The organism is Brucella sp. RRSP16 (genome assembly GCF_052246815.1).
Classification (GTDB): Bacteria; Pseudomonadota; Alphaproteobacteria; order Rhizobiales; family Rhizobiaceae; genus Brucella; species Brucella intermedia.
In genome coordinates this window covers 1-21182 of record NZ_JBQQAM010000003.1, presented here as the reverse complement: position 1 = coordinate 21182, position 21182 = coordinate 1, and the positions used below count along the sequence as shown (strand labels likewise).

Sequence of the window (21182 nt, the reverse complement as noted above, 5' to 3'; positions counted from 1 at the left end):
CTTCAAAGGTAGGCACCTGGCTTCCTTGCGAAAAAGACTAGGTGTGAAATCTGTATGAGGGGTTAGGAGCCTGGTTATCCGATAGTTCGGTCATCAGCATTCCCACTTTCCGGGCGAACGAGATGGTGATGGGGTGCCGTCCGATGCCCTCACTCGAATTCCAGTTCATCTTGGTCAGGGCAAGGATTTCGCGGGCGCGTTGACGGATGTCAGTGGGTCCGCATGAGCCGATCTGAAGCGGCGCAGGGATATGCGGCCCAGGGTACTCGTCCCACCAGGGAACGTAGCCGCTCGTATAAAGGTAAGACTCATCGCCGACCGTACAAAGGGTGCCGCGCCAAGGCTCCTGCATGCCTTTGCGGATCAGCCGGAAGGCGGTCGGCCTGATCCAGACCAGATCACATACAGGGACGCGGGACTCCGCGGCTTTCCTGAACCCCGCTTCCTCCTCCGGTTCATACATGCTGGTCTTGTGAACGACGACGCGTGAAGGCAGAACACCTGCGATCGCCTCGTACTTATCTAGCACGTCCTTCATCATGTCGCTGGCCTGAGCGGTGCTTAGATAGGGCTGACGGTTGCGCCGCTGCTCATGGGGAACCGTAGCGCCCTTTAACACAAATGGTTCGATCTCGTTCGAGAACGCTTGGGCCACGCTGGCGTATACGACATCTCCCTCGCGCCGCTTGAGATGGTGAAAAGAAATGCCTATAAAGCACGTGTTTGCAGGTAGATCAGCTGGCCTCCAAGGCTCATGCCCTGCCTTGTACAATAGCGATGTTCCGAGATTCCAGGCGCGGGTCGCGAAACTCTGTCCCACATCATCCGGACGCATGTATGTGTCGCGGCGTAGGACCTGAATGGGAACCGGGTTCTGATGCGTCATGATCTTGGCCTTCAGGGCTCTGTAGAAAGTCCTGAACAGAAGGTCCTCGGCTTGGGTTCTGAGGTCCTCTGCCGCTTTGGCTTCTTCCGGCGTAGGCTGGAACAACTGCAGCTGATCTTGTTCCTCCTCCCGCTGCAAGCGCTCAAGAGCAGCGCGCTCTTGGATCGAAAGACGGGGATTATTTATGCGGAAGTCAGCGAGTTCTTCGCGTAGGCAAACGACGATGCAGTCCGGGCGCGCGTCGCCGAAAAAGGTTTGAATCTTGGAATCGAAAAGATCGAGCAACTCTTCAAACCGTTCGGTTGGTGAGGCACGACTCATCGCGTGGGAGAGCCGCTCGCCATCAAGCGGGCGAACGAAACGGTCCTCGATGACAAAATTGACACCAAGCGCCTTGGCTGCTCCCGGCCAGTCGCGGTACCGGCGTGCGTTGCGTTCGCGAGCAACCGACATGCTATTGAAGCGCAAAAGCCATTGGCGTGCGGCGGCCATTTCTTCAGGGGGACCAACAAGCGCGATGCGTATGTCCCGCATCGCCAAGGTGTCGACGGGGCCGGCAGCCGCCATCAGACGGCGTGGGTCCACTCCTTGCTTGTTGCCACCAAAAATTAGCTCCGGCTCACGCAGGCATTCGATCTTGATCTTTACCGTCATCCGACACTAGCCCGATCTCGGGCACCTCTACCGTCAGGAACGACGATTCCAGGATCAGATCGTCGACATGTCGGCTTCCAATGTTTATCGTTTCCCCACCTTTGCCCAGGAGCCGGCTCCAAAACAGAAGGTCAGCCTCTACATTCTTGTTGCGGTCAAATTTCATACGGCTCGTGGCCTTCGACGTGCGCGTGAAGGATGGCAACGGCGTTTTGCCGTTACGGCCAGTGAACATATAGAAGGGCTTGATCCGGACGCACCACTGTGCGTCCAGCTCTACGATCTCGAAGGAAAATCCCTCGTTCTCGAACCATGTCTTGGGGCCATCGCCGCGCTTTTTGGCAACGTCGCGTTTGATATTGCGGCGCTGCGGACTATTCCAGACAACGGTCCTGCTTTGACCGTCGCGCCCCTGAAAGTAGGCGCGGTTCTTTCGCTTGCCCTCTTCAAGCACCAGGCCTTGGTCAGAAAATCCACTGACGTACCGTTCCCAATGCTTTCGCAGAAGCCATGACAGCACACGGCGCTGATCGGGGTCAGCCTCAATCTCCGAACGGGCAATCCACGCACTCGATACTTCGTCGGCCATCGGTCCAAGAATCGTCAGAAGCAGCGGCAAGGGTACAAAACTCCAAAGCTCGGTACCGCGGTCGACAAAAGTTCCACACTCAGACAGATCGAAACCGGCCGGGCGTTCGCGCAATGGCTTTCGAAGCTGGACAATCGATACCCGTTCGGGCAGAACGCTGAACGGAAGGACGTTCAGGATATAGATGCCGGTCGGCACATCCGACCGCGCCACTGTGTTAGAACCCGCGGCGCTCGGCGCGCGCTCGACAATGGCTTCAAAGCGCCCGTGACGGTGAAAGAATGCCGTTCCACCGCCAGACGCACCCATGAGGTCCTTTACTTCAATAAGGCCGGTTCCTTCTCTCTCCATTGCACTCAGGCCGAAGAACACATCGCATAGTGAGGGATTTCGAGTATCGGTGATGGTTTCAGTCGGGTTGAACCGGCCATCGTTATCGAGAGTCAAGCGTCCCGCTAGCCTCTGTGTCAGGCCTCCGGGGTTGCTGAAGACGATCTCCGCGCCCGGCCGGATTTCGATGGTAGCGGGCTCGTGCATGGCATAGTCCCGATGCACCAGCATATTGACCAACAGCTCAACAAGCGCGCGTGGCGGATAGGCCGGCCGCTCGTCGTGGTGCCGCTGCTTCTTCACCTTGAGGACAGGATTGACGTCAACCGACTCGATCTTGGCAAGCAACTGCTTATGCTGACCAATCAGGTTGCCATCATAGACTTCGCGCTTCTTCCCTGCTTCAGTCACCGCCACGACAGCATGCGGAAAGAACTGCTGTGTATTCTTGCCAAACAGAAGCAACGCACCGGCGGTGATGCCGAGTCCACCATCACCCGAGATCACAAGGCCCTGTTCTTTCATCAAGGTCGTGAGTGACTCACTGGTAATGGGCGCGCGTTTCAGCTTCACGCAGTATTCGCGCAGGACCGACAGAGCAAGGTCGAGATCAAGATCGTCGATTGACGCCCCCGTGACGATTCGCTCGTCATATGCCGCCAGATGTTCTGCTGACGCTGCATCTTCCGGACGGGCGGAATACCGTTCCTGGCCAGCGACCTCCCTGTCCAGTTCCTCGAAAAGCTCGTCAAAACCATCGATGCGCAACAGCCGGAAATTCGGGCCTAGCCGGCGCGCGAGAGCTTCAACATTCGGATGCGGAGTTTCACCATGCCGAATGCACCAGTAAACGCCCCGCGGAAAATCCAGCCGCCCCTCTGTATTTTGTCCGAATACGCCTTCCATGATGGAAGGCTCGGAGCCACGGAACCCAACAACAACCAGCGGCGCCCCATGTGTAAGGGGGCGGATCAGGTCCGTAAGTTTGGGATCAAGGGAACCGATTTCATCGGTTGCGTTTTTGTCCGCATACTGTTCGGCGCGTCCGTGGAGCCAGATTACCTGGCACTTGTTGAAGACGTTGAACTGGGCAAAGTCTCCAGGCCCGCGATTAACTTCATGTATGTGCCGGATATGCGGCTGCCTCTCCTTCAATGCGTCCACCAGACACGTGTCGAAATTAGTGGTGAAGATCGTGTTGATAAGGCCGCGCATCATCAGTTCCGACACGACCTTGTAGCCCCGGCTGATTCCGTTCGCGGGCTTCAGAATGTCGAGAATAACGCGTTTGCGGAATTCGGCGGGTCGAAGCAGGTGCTCGACGACCAGCGGGAAGTTTTCTGCAAGGCGGTCGTTCCCCTGAATGAACCACGGAAATGACTGCAGCCAGACTTCCCACTTGGTCGGCCTCACGCGCTCGGGCGGCCGCGCTCCCTTTAAGACCTGCTCAGAGTAAACGCGGCGCGCAATCTGCTTGACGGATTCAGCAGCCATGGGGACGCCCGATCGAAAAGAGGCGCCGGCTCCCAGCAGCAGCAGCGGCGGCGGGTCATCCGACGGCCGCAATATTTGACCTAGTGCGCGTACAGCTTCGATGTTGCCACTCATCAGTATAGCTCCTGGCACCAGCGTACTTGATCTGTTCTCAGATTCCCATCTGCAGTAAATCTTTGTCCACAGTCCATATACGAGCCCTGTAGACCATCCCTCCATTTCGAAATGCGACCGACGATGATCTCGCGAACTTGCATTGGAGTGTGTTCTGCCAGGCTAGGCGCGGGAAATGTTCACGCGAGCCAAGGGGACCACCTCGCTCGTAGCTACTGACCGTGACACTTCTTGAACTTCCTCCCCGAACCGCAGGGACAAGGTTCGTTTCTGCCTACTTTCTGGGCGATCCTTTGGCGCGGAAGAATTGGCCTGACTGGACGGGGCGGGACCCACTGGCGAGGCGGCCCCTTGATCCGAAGCTGCGAAATCGCCCGGCTCTGGTTGAGCAGTTCTCCTCTGCCCTGTTCGCTGAGCCCATCAGCATAAGGGAGCAGCCGCGCCATTTCTGCTTCGGCGGCATTAAATTCGCCGCAGAAGGCCAGAACCACAGCGTACTGGCTTCGTACAGGGATGATCCGGTCGAGCATTTTCAGACGCAGCACAATCGGGAGCAGATTTATCTCGATGATCTGCCGGGCACCGATGAAATCGTTACGGCCCACGAAATCATCCACCAAATCCTGGCCGACCCGAATGAGTGAGTCGAACGCACGCGCCAAGTCGTAAAACTTCATGGCATGAATTCTGCCGAAGGGCGAAACTAGGCCCACCTGCTGACATGCCTGCGCGTTCAGGTCCAGGCAATCCGCCAGATGCTTCGCGTGATCTTGATAATCCTGCTTCTTCCTGATCAGAGGAAGGATTTCTGGAGCGTTGCGACCCATGACATCGGTCGGCTCGATGCCAAGGAGATCATAGTATTCCTGTATGAGTTCAAATGTTTCATTGATAGCCGCATCGTAGTTGCCTAACTTGAACATCGCGTGAGCTGCGTTGTAGCGGAAAATCCGCAAGTGCTGTGGCGTGTCTGGAAGAAACTCGATTACTTCGGAGATCGTCTCGATGACTCCGGCTCTGTCCCCTTGGGCGGACCGGATATGCAGACGTTTCATCCCGTGAGCGAGACGTTCGTCCGCTCCGAGCGGATGCTCTACCAGAAGCCTGGCCGTGGCTTCGTTGTAAGCGATTGCTTCGTCACCGTCACCTCGTTTCAGTGCGGAGAATACCAGCCCGTCCAAGGCCCAAAATCGGTCCTCGGGATCGGTTTCTTCAGAAGCTGCCGCCGTCTCCAGGAAGCGCAGTATCTCAGGCAATACGCCCAGCTCGTGGAACATCTCGTCCGTTGCGAACTGAACGAGAGTTTTCACGTCACCAATGGCTGCGAGCGTCCGCAGATAGAATTGGAGTTTGGTAAGGTCCCATTGCTGTCGCAGAGAAGTCGACAGGATGTCCTTAAGTGCCGTGTGCGCGCGCGACAAGACTCCGCCCTCGAGCGTATCGAGGTGGCGTCGGCCCAAAAGACGCAGTGCATCGTGTACCTTTACGCGATTGTCGCTGTAGCTTTCGACGAGTCCCGCCGAGCGAAGCTCCCGGAGTATGCCGGCGACGGCCTTCTCATTGAGTCCAAGAGTGGTGCCAAGGAGGGATTTCGCCTCATCGGCCTTAAGCGGAATATCGCAAAGACACAAAACACCAAGCCCATTGTGGCTTGCCGTCGAAAGTCCTTCGAGCGCCCGTACGAGGATCAGCTCGTGAGCTGTTTCGACCTCGTGGGTCAGACCTTCCAGATCGTCACAAAACTCCCGTACATTTCCATTGTACCGACCCTTCGCAACAGCCATGGCGTTCTGAATGTACAGGGGAAGACCGGCCGTTAGCTGGATCAGCCGCTGACATGTGGCAAGGTCCGCGCGGCAGCCGTGCGCGCTTGCCTCAAGGGCGATGGTGTCCGTCGACCAGCCCTGCAATCTCTCGCCCTTGATCTGCAGGAGTGCTTCAAGTTCAGTGATGTTCTTGCCCGGCTGACATAGTATAACAAACTTGAGATCGCGGCCCTGCTGGACCAGCGTCAACAGGTCCGGTGGAGCTACGCGGTGGGCGTTATCCAGGACAATTGTCACCTGGTCACCGCTCGCTGCGGCCCGCGTGCCAATGGCTCGCAGGATTTCCGGGCCCGTGGCGCCCGTCAGAAGAATTTCACCAAGGGCCCCGCCCGACCTGCCAAAAAGTCGGGCTGCCAGCTCGCGGGCGAGGGAGGATGCCAGCGCAGGCCCTGGTGTCTCGACGACGTCATAGTATGCGACGGTTCCGAGCGCATGCACTGCGGCTTGTGAAACCCACGCCGTCTTGCCCGCACCAGAATACCCTTTGATAATCCGCAACCGCTCATCGGCATGCAGGGCGGGCTCGTTTTCTTGCGCGCGATACACCGGCGGGGGCGCCGGGAAATCCTGAAGCTGGACAACCAGCTGTTCGAACAGATGAGGAAGCTCCTCGGCCGCAAATGAGTGATCCGTGCGCGGCGGATTTCCTGCCGCAGCCGCCATGACCATGCTTGCAAGCTTCCAGACAAGCGTCTCCGGCGACAGAAGCGCGAAAGGCAGGGCCTCGGCCAGTCGCGCGCACTGCGCAAGTCCACCATTGACATCAGGCTGCGGCTCGGGAAGCGCTAATTCAATCGACGCGTCGCATCCCGGCCAAAGGAGGGCCACATCGGCGGGCCAGTCCCCCGTCCTTGTCGCCGCAAGCAGGACCGGCCCCGGCGCGGCGTTGGCCGCAATGACGAAACTGGCCGCGCCGGTGCGCCGGCCTTGTGAATGCTCGGTTCTCAAAACGTCAAAGCGTTCCAGCGCGCCCTTGATATCAGAGTGCTTGAGAACACCGTTCCTTGTCTTGATCTGCACGTAGATGCGCCTGTCGGTGAGGACAATCTCCAGGTCTTCATCGTGTTCAACGACAATCGCCGAGGCACCGGCTCGTTGAGCCATCAACAGGCAAGCGACCGCGTAGAGGTGCTGATACAGAAAACCCCGGTGAACGCTTTCAATGCGCCCGAGCTGCGCAGCGTCGATGACCGCCGGCGGTCGGAACTCCGCTTCACGGTTGTCTTGTTTACCCACAGGCACTTTCCCCCTGAATACTTGAATCGTCTGTAGCGACGATGTGGAATTTGTGCATGCGTATGTCACACGTGGCAACTGCATTGCACGTTAGGACCTTTCAGTTCTAAGCATTTGCTGCCTGCTTCGTCTGGAGCCGTCCGTTGCCTCATAGGAGGCGGGCGACGGCCCGACAGCGAACAGGCAGGCCTGCTTGGTGGTGCGCTCCCGAGCCTTCTTGCGCGAAAGATCGGCACCCGCATGGACGAGTAGTCCATGCGGCTCGGGATCGCGCTGAAGCCAAAGGTGAAAGCGGAGCCTAGAGCCTGACCCGCCAAAGCCCTGAGCGTAGGCGGGACGCGCCGTCAAGTTTCCTGCTGATACAAAGCTAATTTGCGGCTACACTTACGGTGGCCATATGAGGTGGATGGGATGTCAGAAAAGAAAAAGGCGCCGAGGATCGCAATTCTGGGATGGGGTTCGCTCATCTGGGACGAGCGACCCGAGTTCGACGAACAGCATGAAGAGTGGCAAGCCGACGGCCCCGTCCTCAAACTGGAATTCTCCCGCATATCCGAAAGCCGCAAGGGCGCGCTCACATTGGTGATAGACAATGCGAACGGTTCCGAGTGTAGAACCTCTTATGCGATCAGCACCCGAAGGAATCCCGATGACGCGATCGAGGACCTGCGGTGCCGGGAAGGCACGATCATGAGGCGCATGGGGTTCTATTTCCGGGACGGCAGCCGGAAATGCGAACCTGAAGTGCCTGCTACGATCGCCCCCTGGGCCGCCGAAAAAGGATTCGATGTGGTGGTCTGGACGGGACTGCCCGGTAATTTCAAGCAGGAATCTGGCAAGGATTTTTCGATCCCGAATGCGATCAGCCACCTTCAGACATTGACGCCGGAGGGCAAGACGATGGCGGCAGCCTATATCTGGCGAGCGCCTGATTTCATTCAAACCGCTTTGCGGAAAGCACTCCAAATCGAGCCATGGTTTGCCACTCCCCAAACAGCCGAGGACGCGGCGGAGGCGAGGAATGACGATGGCGGCAGGTCCTTGGATGTCGATACGGAGCCGGCTTGAGCCCTATATCTCCCTATCGAAATCATCATCCCTTCCGCGTCTACGCCGTTCACTCCTCTGCTCTGCCCGCGAGATGCGCGGCCGCGCCTCACCGATGTTCTTGGATCAACAAATGAACAGCACGATTTCGTATGTCGGTTCGGACGATGAGAACTGGGACCTGGCGTGCATGTGCGCCGATGTCTACATCCGCGCAGATGTAGCTCGGAGCTATGGCTTGAGAGTGTTGTTGGACACCTTGGTCGATGATCTCCGAAGCCGAATATCCGACCAACTCTTCGCCCAAGCGCTGGAGTTCAGGCGCCAAACCTTCGATGATGAGGAATTCCGTCAACACTGTCGTCAGGTCTTGTCGGAGCGCGAGCGGCAAGCTGCGCACCACGCTGCTCGGACGGCTCGCTTGTCTTCCAGCCACCCGCGCGCCTGGAAGCGAGAAGAAGCGAAGCATGTGCTGGGACATCATCGATATCAGCTCCCGGTCGGGCAGGGCGGCTTCAACGTCGGCACCCTCCAGGATCTTGGACGCAACGAGGCCATGTGGCGGGCGTCCCTAGCGTCCGATGCCATACCCTCGGCCGACTTCATGTATGTTTACGACTGCGGCTCGGATCCGATCGACGGTGTAATCCCGTCTGTGCGGTCAATCGTGGCTCGACGCCTATCGCGTCGGCTCGATATGCTTTTCGTGTCGCATTTCGACCGCGATCACATCTGTGGCATCCCTCATCTTCTTCACGAGAAGAGGGGGCTCCGAGTCGATACAATCGTAATGCCATATCTGGACGACATCGACCGGATAATCGCGTTCGGAAGAAGCTGTGCGACAATCGGCGAACGCAGTGCCGAACGCTTCCACCAAGATGCTGTCGTCGATCCCGTCGGCACCATGGCTCGGTTCGGGCCGCGGCAGATCGTCATGGTAATGCCGACAGACGAGGACGAAGGCGGTTCGGGCTTCTTCGAGCTACCGCCCGCGGAGCCTCCTCGTTCCGGCCCGGATAGTATGCCATGGAAGGGCACGGAGACGGGTTGGCACGGCGCCCCGCCTCTGGGGCGCCGGACGCCTGAGGGAGCAACTGTCGTGCAGCATATCGAATTCAATGTTGCCGCGGGAACCGAAGGTGGATGGCTCTTGAAGCCCCATGTGCGGCGAGCGTCACAGCAGGATCGGGAAGCTTTTTGCGCGGCAGTGGAGGTGCTCCTGAAATGGCCGAGAGATAGCTTCCGCGACAAGGTAAAGGTCGAGAAGGAACGGCGAGGTTTGGTGACGAAACACCGCACCGCCGTTTCTCGAGCATATGCCTGGGCGTTTGGCGATAAGAACGAAACCTCCCTGTCGTTATATTCCGGTCCGGCTGAGCCACAGACGGCCGGCGCCGTGTTGCGCAACTCGCGTACGTCCGCAAATGCGCGCGTGGGCTGGATGGGAACCGGCGATGCAGACTTCAAGGATCCGCTGGCAGTACAGAGGTTCCAACGTCACTATCGCGACGAGATGGATTGGGTGGCTACCTTTATGCTCCCCCATCACGGCTCGGCACACAATTTTGATCCATCGCTTTTCGTGGTCGATGCGGAGCTCTGGGTAGCAGCCGCCCAACCGATCCACTTGCATTGGAGGCATCCGGCACCGGAGATCGTCAAAGCGATCAAGGCAAGCGGCGCCAGATTCCGTAGGGTGGGCTCGTCGCCGAAATCACTTCTGGAGGAAAAGATGGTTGTTTTCTGGCCTGGCTGAAATGGCTTAGAGCGCCAAAATTCCAGCAGATCGGATATCTTCGAACATGCTGCCCTGAAACTATTTGCCGAGCGTCTACATGCTTCGGCGAACCCGAAAGATCACGCTTGGCCGAGGCGAAAGTTGGCAGCGACGTGCAGAAGGTGCGCTTACCGTTGGATGATTGGCAAAAGCGCCGATCAGCTTCCCGCCCCGATCCCGACCTTACCTACAGCGCGAACGGAATGGCAGCTTTTGGTAGGTGGTTGCGACGGCCTCAACGGCCGAAAGGCGGGCGCTTAACGGTCCAACAGCTTCCGACCCCCATTTCGGTCATCCCGTCGCCAATGGTCGATACCTCATACTTGCCGTTCGCGGTGTGGTCAGTTTGCACCGATTTTGGCAAGCCCGGTTTGAAGTTGGCAGATAATCTCACCGAGTTGACCTGAAGTTAGGAGACCCGGGCCGAGCGGGCCAGACTTGTTCTCGCCAACAGGCGGAAGCTGCAAAAGTGCAGCCTGCACTTCCGCCGTAACCTGTCCGAGTTGCCAAGCAATCTCTTTGTCGGCGGCTTCGGCCTGATCTGAGGCGGCTAGGCTGGCCGCTTTCACGGCGTATGCAGCGGCCCCCAAGGCGTATGCGCCCATGTGGCAGATTGCCGATGCTTGACCATCCAGAATGGCCCCCATCTGCGCGGCGGCTGCAGTCCGAGCATTTCAGCCTGAAACAGGGCAGAGCCGTGTGCGTCTTGCGTCGCCAGGATCGTGTGGTTGAATTCGATTCTCATCAATGCTCTCCCATCCCGAAGCTTACCCGCTGTGCCCCGACCCGCCTGAGCGTCGAGGCCACCACGAGCACGGCAATCACTGCCGTGCCCGCCACGATGTAGGCGGCTGAATCCCAGCCGAACCGATCCAGTGCGCCGCCGATGGCTGTCGGACCAAGAATCTGTCCGAGATTGCTGCCTTGAATGATCAGACCCAGAACGACCGGAACCAACCTTGCCGCTGGCGCCACGAGTGGCGCGGAGGACAGCAGGATCGCCGGGATCACACCGCCGACAGTCGAGAACAACAGGCACAGGCCGAAGGCCGCACCGTCCGGCAGAACAGGGAGAAAGATCCCGAAGCTGGCCAGTCCCATGACGAGGCATGCCGCGATCAGGAGCGCCGGGCGGCTAAAGCCCCTGGAGAGGAGCAGGCCCGCCGTCAGATTGCCGATGACGTTCACGGCCGAGGCCAGTGCACTGAGCAGTCCGGCCGTCTGGTGCGTCACCTGTAACCGCTCCATCAGCAGCACCGGCAGGAAGCTGAAGACCGCGAAGAACATCATGCTGTAGAGCGCAATGGTGATCGCCAGCCCCACAGCGCTACGGTCGCGTGCCACGGTCATGCTGTCGCGGCGCAAGCTGTTCCAGGACATGATCTGGCCTTGCCCGCCAGCGGAAATGACAAGTGGAACAGCGATGCAGATGGCCAGCGCCAGCGCCCCGCTTGCCCACCACATCCTCTGCCAGTCCTCGAAGAACGGCCCCACCAGCATCGCCACCGCCATGCCGACTGGCATGAAGCAGCTCCAGAGGGCGAAGGCCAGATCACTATCAGCTGGTCGCGTAACCTCCTGGAGCAATGAGGGCGCCGCGACCGTCACCAACAGGAAACCCGCCCCTTCGATAATGCGGCCACAAAACAGGCTGGGCAGTCCCGGTATCGCCGCGCCAAGCGCCGCGCCGACTGTCGTGACCAGGAGCCCGATGATGAGGATGCGTCTCGCACCGAAACGCGCAACAAACGCCCCGGTCGGAATGCCGCCGACAAGGCCAATGAGCGCAAATATTCCAGTCAGCCAGCCGATCGCCGTCAGCCCGATTCCGAAATTATTCTGCAACAGGGGCGCTGCAATCGCCGCCTTGCCAACCTGCAAGGCGGCTGCAATTCCGCTGCCAACGATGACGAACACGGCGGTCCAGTGCGTGGACACTGCTTTCGTTGTTGATGGCGTGTCCATCACGAGCCCCTTGCCGCGTGCCCGGCCACGAGGGTGGCCGCGATCCCGGCGACATGCCGTCCCTGGAAGCGCGCGCCCTCCAGCTCGTTTTCACTGACCTCGCGATGCCCTCCCAATCCATCATCGGCCAGCGTCGATGCACCATAGGGCGAGCAGCCGGTGATTTCGTCCATCCGCATCTGGCCCTTGAAGCTGTAAGGCAGGCCGACAATGATCATGCCGAGGTGGAACAGAACGGTCTGGGTGGACAAGATCGTTGTTTCCTGCCCGCCATGCTGGCTGCCGGTTGAGGTGAAGACGCTGCCGACTTTTCCGACCAGCTTGTCCTCGAACCAGAGGCCACCGGTCTGGTCGAGAAAGTTCTTCATCTGCGATGCCATATTGCCGAAACGGGTCGGCGTTCCGATGATGATGGCATCGTAATCCGCAAGCTCGGCCACCGTTGCGACGGGCGCGGACTGGTCGACCTTGTATCCGGACTTCGCAGCAACCGCTTCGGGAACAAGCTCAGGCACCCGCCTGATCGCCACCGTCACACCCGCCTCACGCGCGCCATCAGCCACGGCCGAAGCCATCGTCTCGACGTGACCATAAGAGGAATAGTAAAGCACCAGCACCTTCGTCATCTCGTCGACCTCGCGCGTTGATTTCATTGAGCGGAAGGTTGCATCAAATGGATGAGCGAAATAAGTGATATAAAAATGATATAGTTGATCATGAGGAAAGATCATGCTGGATGCCCTTACGCTTGATCAGATCCGGACTTTCGTAACCATTGCCGACAGCGGCAGCTTCCGCGCTGCAGCCCAGAAGCTTTCGCGCGTCCAGTCGGGCGTCAGCGCCACCATCGCCAACCTTGAGGCCGCGCTTGGCGTGGAACTGTTCGACCGTTCCGGCTACAAGCCGGCCTTGACACCGCAGGGGCAGGTATTGCTCGGCAACGCACGCGACATCATTCTGCGCGTGGACGTATTGCGCGCCCAGGCGCGCGGTTTTGCGCATGGCGTCGAGACGGAACTCGCGATTTCTGTCGATACGCTCTTTCCCATGCACGAGGTCGCACGCGCGATCTCACGAATGCGACACGATTACCCTGCCGTTGCCGTCCGTGTATGGTCGGAGGCTATGGGCGGTCCGCTCGATGCGCTCAGGAAGAGCCGTTGTGCGCTTGCGGTAATGGTGGGTGAAGATTTCCGCGACCCCCGTATCAAATTCGAGCCGCTGATATCCATCAGCCAGGTCGCGGTCGTCGCTTCAAGCCATCCGCTGGCCCACCGCCATGCGGGCCGACCACTGGAGCTGATGGATGTTGCCGATCATCTCCAGATCGTTCTGACCGACCCGTCCGACATATCAGCAGGCCGGGATTTCGGGGTGGTTTCGTCACAGACCTGCCGCGTCAACACGCAGGATACCAAACATCACCTCATCCTGGAGGGCGCGGGCTGGGGGCGGCTCCCCCATTGGCTCGTTGAGAGGGACCTGGAACAGGGAACGCTCGTGCGACTCAATGTCAACGCCATCGGTCGCAATGGCGAGATCACGTCTGGTGCCTATCTTGCCCACCGCCGGGACGAGGCATTGGGACCTGCAGCGCAGAAACTTGCCGATCTACTGATCAGCCATGAAACGGGTGTCGTCTTCTAGTCGAGCCAGGCGATCGCGACGTTACTTCCCCTTGAGTTATTACTGGTTCGCGGACGTTTACCGTCAGGCATCGCCCCGCCTCAAGGGCTGCCTGAGAGTTCCGAACGGTCAGCGAGTTCCAGTCCCAACCACTTTATTCCAGTTGAGCCGTTGGCCGAAGAACAGTGCGTCCAACAGAACAATCCAACGGCGGATACGTACCTCTGGATCACATAGCTGAACTCATCCGTCTGATGCGCTGCTTCGCTGATGCCGTGACTCAGGAAAACCGAGCCGTATCAGCCCTTCAAAGTGTCCATTTCATGCAACTGGCCGTGCCGCACGTTTACATGTTCGAAGAACCTGAACCGTTCCTGAGGATCAGGACATCTCCGCCGAACCGATGATCCTCGTTCCTGTGCGATGACCAAGCGCGGCTTCGAGCAGAGCCTCCGCGATCCTTGTAGCGGGATTGATCTGCCAAGCCTTGGGGAGGACGGGGCCGAAAAGTTTTAGCAAGCGTAGCCACATGCTCGCCGGCACGCCGTTCGGCCCGGTCGCCGCCAATCAGCCCCGGTCGCACGAGGGTCAGTGACGGAAAGTCCAGCATAGCCAGATCCGCTTCCAGTTCGCCCTTCACCCGCGAATAGAAGAAGGGCGAATTGCGGTTGGCGCCCATGGCGGAGACGACAGCCAAGCGCGGCGTACCATGCGCCTGGCAAGCCGGGCGACGGCAAGGGGGTAGTCGCGATCGACTTCGCGAAACGCTTCACGTGAACCTGCCTTCGCGATCGTCGTCCCGAGTGTGTACACGGCCGCGTCGGCCTGCCACCAGTCGGCATCCTTTGGTAGGTCGTCGTCAGCAATTGGCGCGCTTCTATCGAAGCGGCAAATGGCGCTTAGCGAAAGTCATAAGCGGACCGACTGTTCACAGGCGTCCGCCAAACTTGTCCCAAAGGCCGGATTAAGACGCAAAACAGTCCGAGCGCTAGCAGTCCAATGTTGGTCACCAGAACCCGAAGAGGGCGACCGAAAACAGCCGTTTCAACCGTGAATGGTCTCTCCCCGTTCAAGCATACCAACGAAATCCCTGATCTTTCGAGCTCTGGTCTCAGCTTTCTTCACCGCGCCAATCCGATACAAGATCGCATATCGGTTAGCGCCAGTGAGCGTAGCGAAGAAAGCTGCGGCCTTCGGGTTCGCATCGAGCGCAGTCTGCAAGTCCGGTGGGACCTCAGCTTTGCTAGCTGGTGCATACGCCGCCTCCCATCTGCCATCTGCCTTCGCTTTATCAATTTCCAATTGCCCAGACAATTGCATTCGCCCCGCCGAGATCAGTTCCAGCGCGCGTTTTCGATTTTCATCCGACCACTTGCTACGCGATCGGCGCGGGGTAAAGCGGACTAACCAGCTGTCAGCGTCGTATTTGTCAAGTTGACCGTCGATCCAGCCATAGCAAAGGGCACTGTCGATCGCCTGAGCTTTGGTGACGCTTGCTATGCTCGAACCCTTCTTACGAAATCTAATCCATGCACCGTTGGAATCGCTCGGTTGCTTCACTAACCAGCTTTCCAGTGCAATTTGATCAGCAAATGAAACTATCGGAATGCCAGAACGCAATTCAGTCATCCTCCATCATTAGCGCGGTCCGAGGATTCGATAAAGATCCGCTTCCGTTAACCTGGGTCCGATCGCTGTCAATCTGCAAACCACCCGTTCGCAAGCGAAATTCAGGATAAGCGCAAGACCGCTGTGGAACCTGTGGGAATGCTACGCTAATGACTGAAATGAACTGCATAGCGATTCCCAAGGGTGGGCGACACCGCTCGATTTTGCACGAACGGCATCGCCCGGTACGGCACAGCGATTTTTTAGATCTCCGTATGCTCGGCGAGTTCCAGAGCATCCTCGATATCTACACCCAGATATCTCACTGCGTTCTCGATCTTGGTGTGACCGAGCAGGATCTGGATCGCACGGAGATTTCCGGTGGCTTTGTAAATCATCGCAGCTTTTGTGCGTCGAAGTGAGTGCGTGCCATAATCTTCACGTCGTAACCCGATTGCGGTGACCCACTCATCGACCAGCCTGGCATATTGGCGAGTGCTGAGATGATCGGCATGATCGACCCGGCTCGGAAATGCGAAATCATCTATGGTGCCGCCTCTTCGCTGAAGCCACGCGAGCAAGCTTGCTCTGACTTCCGCCGTAATCTCGAACTGTACAGGACGTCCGGTTTTCTGCTGGATGACCGTTGCTCGTGTTCGGATATCCTGGCCCGTAACGAGAGTTCCGATCTTGATCCTGACCAGATCGCAGCCTCGTAGCTTGCTGTCGACCGCCAAATCGAACAACGCTCGGTCTCGCATGCGCCCCTCTCTATCGAGGAAGAAACGAATTGCCCAGATTTGCCGCTGTTTGAGTGGCTTCTTCACGCCGACCTTTCGGCCTGCGTTCCAAGCTGGCCTACCCAGTGCAGCAGGATCATATTGTGCGATACCCATTTGAGTTCTCCTTTTACCAATATTGGCATTGGGAAAACGCATCAGCGTGAGGGGCCGTCTGCAGCGGTACGGAATTAGAAGGGGCCGCGCGAGACTGCCGCTCCGAAATCTAACGTGCCTGGCTACGAAGCGGCCTGATCCAGCTTTTCAGAATCGGGCATCGAACGGCCGAAATAACCTTCCGGCAAGCTATCGTAGGCCAAAAGCACGCGAGACCGCGTGTGCCTCATCGATCTCTTACCGACGACCTGCAAAGTTACTGTGGTAATGCAGTCCGGGAGGAATCCATGTTCCTCCCGGCGAACGGTTTACGGCTAACTTCTCAGGCATTACTGCAGATCAGGAAGACCGAATGAACCAGATTGGCACCCGCTTCAGACTTATTGATCGACACAGCCATCAGGCGCAGGTTTACCGGCGAAACGATCAGCAATCCAAGGCAGATACAGCGGTTCTGAAGCCGCAGGCGTGCTGAAATGGTCCTGCTCGCCCGGCAATTGTACACGCGCGATGTTACCGCCCATTTTGCACTTTTGTTCACGGTAGAGTTCACCCATAACCGGGGGAACAACGGTATCTTTGGTGCCCCAATAAATAATGACAGGGGCGACGGGCTTGGCATTGGGAACACTACCTGCCAGCATGGCATCTGCCCACGCCTTGGTGTTCGTCGGCGTTGCCTTCAGCATCGCGCTGAATTTATCGCCCACCGCATAGTTCAACGTATCCGAAGCCACATGGATGCATTTGTTCATCATAACTTCGTCAACCAGCTTGGCGCCATCTTCCGTGAAGATATCCGTCAGCTTCAGCTTTTCCGGAAAGGCTGACTGTGTTGCCCACATGTTCTGCGCAAAGTGGGTGAAATCGAACACGTTGCTGGAAAAGCTGCTCACCAGACCTCTCAGCATAGCTGCGCTTGTCGCTTCTGTTATCTCTCCCTTGGGAGCCGCAGCTGCGATATCCTGTGGCGCCATGGCCACAAATCCGACGAGTTCGATGCCATCGAAGGCCGTCCCAGTTTGATTGATGTAGTCGTCCGAACTGGCCGCAGCAATGGTCGTGCCGCCGCCTTGCGACCAACCATAAATAAGGGCGTTCTTTCCAGCGCCGACTTCCTTCAGGTCTCCTGCGGCGCGAATAGCGTTGATCGCATCCCGTCCATTTGTCGCCGCAACCGTATACTGGTGCTTGCCTCCACCGCCAAGGCCTTGATAGTCCGTTGCCACAACGACATAGCCGGCCTTTATGAATGTTTCGATAGCAGGGACGCCATAATCGGTGGATGCGTTGCCATTCGGAAGAAAATATAGATTCAACGGCGCTGCCGGGTTAACCACTTGCGAGGGGCCGCAATTCTGCGCAGTGCCCGTGGTGCCATGCGCCCAGGAAATTACCGGTCGCCCGTCCTTCGGAGCTTCTCCAACAGGCGCAATTAATAGGCCGGTGGAAATCGTTTTACGATCATTGAGATCCGAGGAAATATAGGCAATTCGCCAGGCCTCAGCGCCTTCGATCGGCGTAGATATTTTTTCCTTGCTTACGATCTGGCCAAGCTTACCCTCCGCCTTCATCTCCATCACCGCGGCATAGAACGGCGGCACGTCCACGTCGGCAAACGATGTTGTACTTGCCCCTATGACGGTTAAAGCAGTAACCGCAAATCCAAGGACCTTCTTTTTGAGGAAGGAATCCATTCATGTCTCCTTTAGATTGAGATTGAATCGCGCTTAGGTCAGGATACGCACTTTTCAGGACGGAGCGACAGAAGGGGCCTTCGGCGCTGCGTTCCATTTCAGTCGCCCGTACGTCTCATCGGTGGCGAGGGTTCTCAAAGATCTGAAGTCTTATCCCGATTTCAAAAACTAAATAAGATCTGGTTCCTGTTTCGAGTCGTTTTAGATATTAACGAGATATACAATATTTCTTAGTGTATTGTTCTGCTGTGGCGGGCGGAATACCGAATTCGCTACAGTTGATTAGCGCTCTCTGCCCTTGATTTCTTTCCGCTGAAGAAACAGAGAAAAGGTTGTTTTGTGAGATCATGGCCGCAGCATGGGGGAAGCAGGACAGTGCAATGATTTCTGGCGCAGGCCGTGAGGTCGGTTTTTCGACCCGGCGCTTTCCCGGCATCGAGATGCGGTCATTCACTGTCGTTTCGCCGAGGACACGTGCAGCTCACCGTTCAAAACGATCTACATACAGATCGCCCAGGTTTGTTATCAGCTACTGTAGCATTCAGTTTACTTTTAAGTAATCAGAACGGGCATGATGATTAACGACATTTTTATTTCAACGACCATGGTCGAAGCTGAGCATCGCAACGACTTCTGGCGAGCCGCGGCAGGGCCAATCTTTGAACCATCGCCCCTCCCCGATGAGCGCAAGACACCTCTGGAGGGCATCTTGCGGGCGCGACCCCTTGGTTCGATGGTAGTGGGGTCAACCACATTCAACGCCCAAAGGTTCAGCCGCGACAGAAGGAACATCGTGCAAAGCGGTCTCGATTACTATTTCGTTCAGATCGCGGTAGCGGGCGCGATGAAAGGCGAATTCAATGGGGTCAGCGTCAATGTCGAGGTGGGAGACATCCTTATTGCGGACCTTGCACAAACGCTCACGACTGAGACCAGAGCAGGCTGCCGGGCTTCCACCCTGCTTCCCCGGGAACACCTCGAAAAGGCGGTTGGATTTCGAAACCTTCACGGGATCGTCCTGAAGGCAGGATGTCCGATGACCAAGTTGATCGCGACCTATCTCGGCGGGCTTTTTGCCCTCAGTACATCGTTCTCTTGCACACAAGCTGAAGCGGTTGAGGAAGCTGTGGTTATTCTGCTCGCCGCCGCCTTGAAGGGCGAGACTCTGGAGAAGGCAGAGGAATTTTCACCATTAACTCTGGTGCTGCGACAGAGGGTTATGGCGTTCATTAAGCAGAATATCCACCTGCCTGAAATGTCGCAGGAACTCATTCAGCGTCGCTTCAACGTTTCGCGCACCCACCTTTACCGCGCTTTTGCGGCGGACGGCGGCGTAACAAAGGTATTACGAGACATGCGGCTCGACGCTGCTTTTGTCGAACTCACCCGGCGAAATCGCCCGTCCCGCTCCATCACACAGATCGCAGCTAGCCTGGGTTTTTCCAACGGCAATCAGTTCCTGCGAGGTTTTCGCGCACGTTTCGGCGTGACACCGAGTGAAGCGCGAGCAGAATTGTTCATCGCTCAGCCGCCCGCGCGGCCAAACTCTGATCTATTTACCTATTTCTCGGATGTCCGCAACCAAGCTACCAAGATATAGTGATTGGTGTCTAACAATACACTGCAGTGATTGTACTAATGCGATCGCGAGCCCCACCAGTCCATTAACTCCCGGCGTTCAGAGTATTTCCGTGGAGAGCCTTGATCTCAGTATTCTTGAAGATTCCGGCCCGTTCAGCAATTTTCGAACTGAGAGAGGAAGATATCCATCTAGATCGTTGCCGCTGTTCGCTCAAGGCTCGGGCCTATCCAATTTCGCTTTATGAAAATAATCCGCTTCCAACTCAAGCCCACGATCAACATGCGCTGCGCGGATTGGCAGCTTTTGGGTTTCCTGGAGTAGGCGGCTGATGACCGAACTAAGGCGCAAAGCGAGCTGCAAACTGAGGCAGGAAAGTCCCTTTCAGCCGAGGCCGCGACGCTCTTCGATGACTGAAGGGAGGGCGCATAGCCGTCCCAGGGACGACACCACTCGATTATGCACGAACGGCATTGCCCGGTACGGCTCAGCGAATTTTTTGACTTCTGTGTAGTCGGCGAGTACCAGAGCATCAATATCTACACCCAGATACCTGACCATGTTCTCGATCTTGGCGGGACCGAGCAGAATCTGGATCGCAGGAAGCTTCCCGGTGGCCTTGTAGATCATCGCCGCCTTCCAGCGTCGAAGAGAGTGCGTGCCGTTATCTTCAACACGCAACCCAATCGCGGTGACCCACTCATGACCATTGCTCGTGTTCGAATCTCTTCGCCGTGACCCGAGTTTCGATCTTAATCTTGACGAGATCACAGTCACTTAGCTTGCTGTCGATCGGGCGATCAAACAACGCTCGGTCTCGCATGCGCGCCTCTCTATCAAGGAAGAAGCGAACTGCCAAAGTTGCCGCTGTTTGAGCGGTTCTTTACGTCAACCTTCCTGCCAGCGTTCCATACGAAGCGCCCAGTGCAGCAGAAGCATATTGTGCGATGCCCATTTGAGTTCTCCCGGCCACCCTGGGCCACTGGAAGAACGAGTCAGTTCGAGATTCGTGGCCGGGGACCGTTGACGAAATGACCAGTTTTACCGAAAAGAATTGGAAAGCAGACATAATGTCCGTCGATCTGATTGAGTGCCAGTCCAAAAGCAGGGGCCTGATTGTAAATTACCAGAGCTTCTACTGCCGGTTAGTTTGCCGATTTGTCAGAACAATCTGCTAACTTCGAAGACCAATACGCCATTCGATCCTTTCTGCTTTCTCAACAGACTTCGAACTCTGGAGATCCGCCAAGACGACATCTCGCACGTCTATGGGCAGATCTGCTGCCCGTGGATGCTTCCCTTCTCGACTTACGTGCATCAAGAGTTGCTCGCAGAGTGCCAACATCTCCCTATCCGCATTGTACAATCTCATGAATAGATGCAAACGTTTGTGATCGGCATCGATCAAGGCCAGCTCTACCTGTAATATTTCGCCGGCATGACACTCTCTCAAATACGCGATACGACTATCGAGCGTGTAGAGAGTGGCATTGTTGGTCGCACGATAAACAGCGTCGATGCCAATTCGATCCATATAGGCGGTCGCCGCGTCGGAAAAGACGATTCCATAGGCATAGTCCCCCATATGGCCGTTGTAGTCTATCCAGTTTGGCGAAACGCTTGTGCTATAAATCGTTAATGCTTCGCTCATGCTCATTTCCTCCGCTCTAACCACCCGTAGAACTCGCCTATGATTCCCTTCCGGAAGAGGAGGACGCATGCCATGAAGATGACGCCGGTTACGATCGTGACGGGGAAGTCGGATGTTGCGAGATAGTTCTGGAGGGCGACGACGAAGGCGGCGCCGACGATGGGGCCGATAAGCGTGCCAATGCCGCCCAGAAGCGTCATCAGG

The 21182-nt window shown here is 57.3% G+C and carries 16 protein-coding genes and 2 pseudogenes; 4 read left to right on the top strand and 14 right to left on the bottom strand.

Annotated features, from left to right (window positions below):
• Nucleotides 1–37: 37 nt before the first annotated feature.
• The 3 genes from ACS5UA_RS05650 to ACS5UA_RS05640 form a co-directional block, all read right to left on the bottom strand.
• Nucleotides 38–1540, bottom strand: coding sequence for a hypothetical protein (locus ACS5UA_RS05650; protein ID WP_112700892.1), 1503 nt, complete (start codon nt 1538–1540; stop codon nt 38–40).
• Nucleotides 1506–4067: an SIR2 family protein gene (locus ACS5UA_RS05645; protein ID WP_443101225.1), complete on the bottom strand. Its 2562-nt coding sequence runs from the start codon at nt 4065–4067 to the stop codon at nt 1506–1508. The genes ACS5UA_RS05650 and ACS5UA_RS05645 overlap by 35 nt, the downstream gene beginning before the upstream one ends.
• 212 nt (nt 4068–4279) lie before the next feature.
• Nucleotides 4280–7129, bottom strand: coding sequence for a YecA family protein (locus ACS5UA_RS05640; protein ID WP_443101224.1), 2850 nt, complete (start codon nt 7127–7129; stop codon nt 4280–4282).
• Nucleotides 7130–7540: 411 nt separating this feature from the next.
• Here ACS5UA_RS05640 and ACS5UA_RS05635 point away from each other — a divergent pair, with 411 nt between their 5' ends.
• Both ACS5UA_RS05635 and ACS5UA_RS05630 read left to right on the top strand, forming a co-directional pair.
• Nucleotides 7541–8197 (top strand): hypothetical protein, encoded by a 657-nt coding sequence (locus tag ACS5UA_RS05635; RefSeq protein WP_112700895.1) that lies wholly within the window; start codon nt 7541–7543, stop codon nt 8195–8197.
• Between the two features lie 112 nt (nt 8198–8309).
• Complete coding sequence (locus tag ACS5UA_RS05630; protein ID WP_443101222.1) at nt 8310–9935, top strand: hypothetical protein; 1626 nt, start codon at nt 8310–8312, stop codon at nt 9933–9935.
• A gap of 362 nt (nt 9936–10297) precedes the next feature.
• Here ACS5UA_RS05630 and ACS5UA_RS05625 read toward each other — a convergent pair whose 3' ends face one another.
• Genes ACS5UA_RS05625 through wrbA form a run of 4 tightly spaced genes read right to left on the bottom strand, consistent with a single transcriptional unit; the run spans nt 10298 to nt 12547 of the window.
• A complete protein-coding gene (locus ACS5UA_RS05625; protein WP_371835709.1) occupies nt 10298–10561 on the bottom strand; it encodes a hypothetical protein in 264 nt (87 codons plus the stop codon).
• Nucleotides 10522–10701, bottom strand: a complete 180-nt coding sequence (locus ACS5UA_RS05620) for a hypothetical protein (RefSeq protein ID WP_100556840.1) — start codon at nt 10699–10701, stop codon at nt 10522–10524. Before ACS5UA_RS05620 ends, ACS5UA_RS05625 begins: the two co-directional genes overlap by 40 nt.
• Nucleotides 10701–11921: an MFS transporter gene (locus ACS5UA_RS05615; RefSeq protein WP_112700897.1), complete on the bottom strand. Its 1221-nt coding sequence runs from the start codon at nt 11919–11921 to the stop codon at nt 10701–10703. The genes ACS5UA_RS05620 and ACS5UA_RS05615 overlap by 1 nt, the downstream gene beginning before the upstream one ends.
• Nucleotides 11921–12547 carry an NAD(P)H:quinone oxidoreductase gene (wrbA, locus tag ACS5UA_RS05610; protein WP_063881646.1) on the bottom strand — a complete coding sequence of 209 codons (627 nt, stop codon included), beginning with the start codon at nt 12545–12547 and terminating at the stop codon, nt 11921–11923. Before wrbA ends, ACS5UA_RS05615 begins: the two co-directional genes overlap by 1 nt.
• A 103-nt stretch (nt 12548–12650) precedes the next feature.
• Here wrbA and ACS5UA_RS05605 point away from each other — a divergent pair, with 103 nt between their 5' ends.
• A complete protein-coding gene (locus ACS5UA_RS05605) occupies nt 12651–13568 on the top strand; it encodes a LysR family transcriptional regulator (protein WP_063881613.1) in 918 nt (305 codons plus the stop codon).
• A 325-nt stretch (nt 13569–13893) separates the two neighbouring features.
• Here ACS5UA_RS05605 and ACS5UA_RS05600 read toward each other — a convergent pair whose 3' ends face one another.
• The 4 genes from ACS5UA_RS05600 to ACS5UA_RS05585 all read right to left on the bottom strand — a co-directional run bounded on the left by ACS5UA_RS05600 (nt 13894) and on the right by ACS5UA_RS05585 (nt 17748).
• A complete protein-coding gene (locus ACS5UA_RS05600) occupies nt 13894–14244 on the bottom strand; it encodes a hypothetical protein (protein ID WP_124915751.1) in 351 nt (116 codons plus the stop codon).
• 347 nt (nt 14245–14591) lie between these two features.
• Nucleotides 14592–15176, bottom strand: a complete 585-nt coding sequence (locus tag ACS5UA_RS05595) for a YdeI/OmpD-associated family protein (protein WP_112700899.1) — start codon at nt 15174–15176, stop codon at nt 14592–14594.
• Between the two features lie 242 nt (nt 15177–15418).
• Entirely contained in the window at nt 15419–16051 is a 633-nt protein-coding gene (locus tag ACS5UA_RS05590) for a tyrosine-type recombinase/integrase (RefSeq protein WP_112700900.1), read from the bottom strand.
• 380 nt (nt 16052–16431) lie between these two features.
• Entirely contained in the window at nt 16432–17748 is a 1317-nt protein-coding gene (locus ACS5UA_RS05585; RefSeq protein WP_006468200.1) for an alpha/beta fold hydrolase, read from the bottom strand.
• 571 nt (nt 17749–18319) lie between these two features.
• On the opposite strand from ACS5UA_RS05585, the gene ACS5UA_RS05580 reads away from it, so the two are divergent.
• Nucleotides 18320–19348 carry a helix-turn-helix domain-containing protein gene (locus ACS5UA_RS05580; protein ID WP_273771191.1) on the top strand — a complete coding sequence of 343 codons (1029 nt, stop codon included), beginning with the start codon at nt 18320–18322 and terminating at the stop codon, nt 19346–19348.
• Nucleotides 19349–19828: 480 nt separating this feature from the next.
• On the opposite strand, the pseudogene ACS5UA_RS05575 reads toward ACS5UA_RS05580, so the two are convergent.
• From ACS5UA_RS05575 to ACS5UA_RS05565, 3 genes and pseudogenes are all read right to left on the bottom strand, one after another.
• Nucleotides 19829–20282: pseudogene (locus ACS5UA_RS05575) on the bottom strand (integrase); the annotation flags it as partial.
• A 219-nt stretch (nt 20283–20501) separates the two neighbouring features.
• A complete protein-coding gene (locus tag ACS5UA_RS05570; RefSeq protein WP_025091628.1) occupies nt 20502–20978 on the bottom strand; it encodes a thioesterase family protein in 477 nt (158 codons plus the stop codon).
• Nucleotides 20979–20980: 2 nt separating this feature from the next.
• Nucleotides 20981–21182: pseudogene (locus ACS5UA_RS05565) on the bottom strand (branched-chain amino acid ABC transporter permease); the annotation flags it as partial.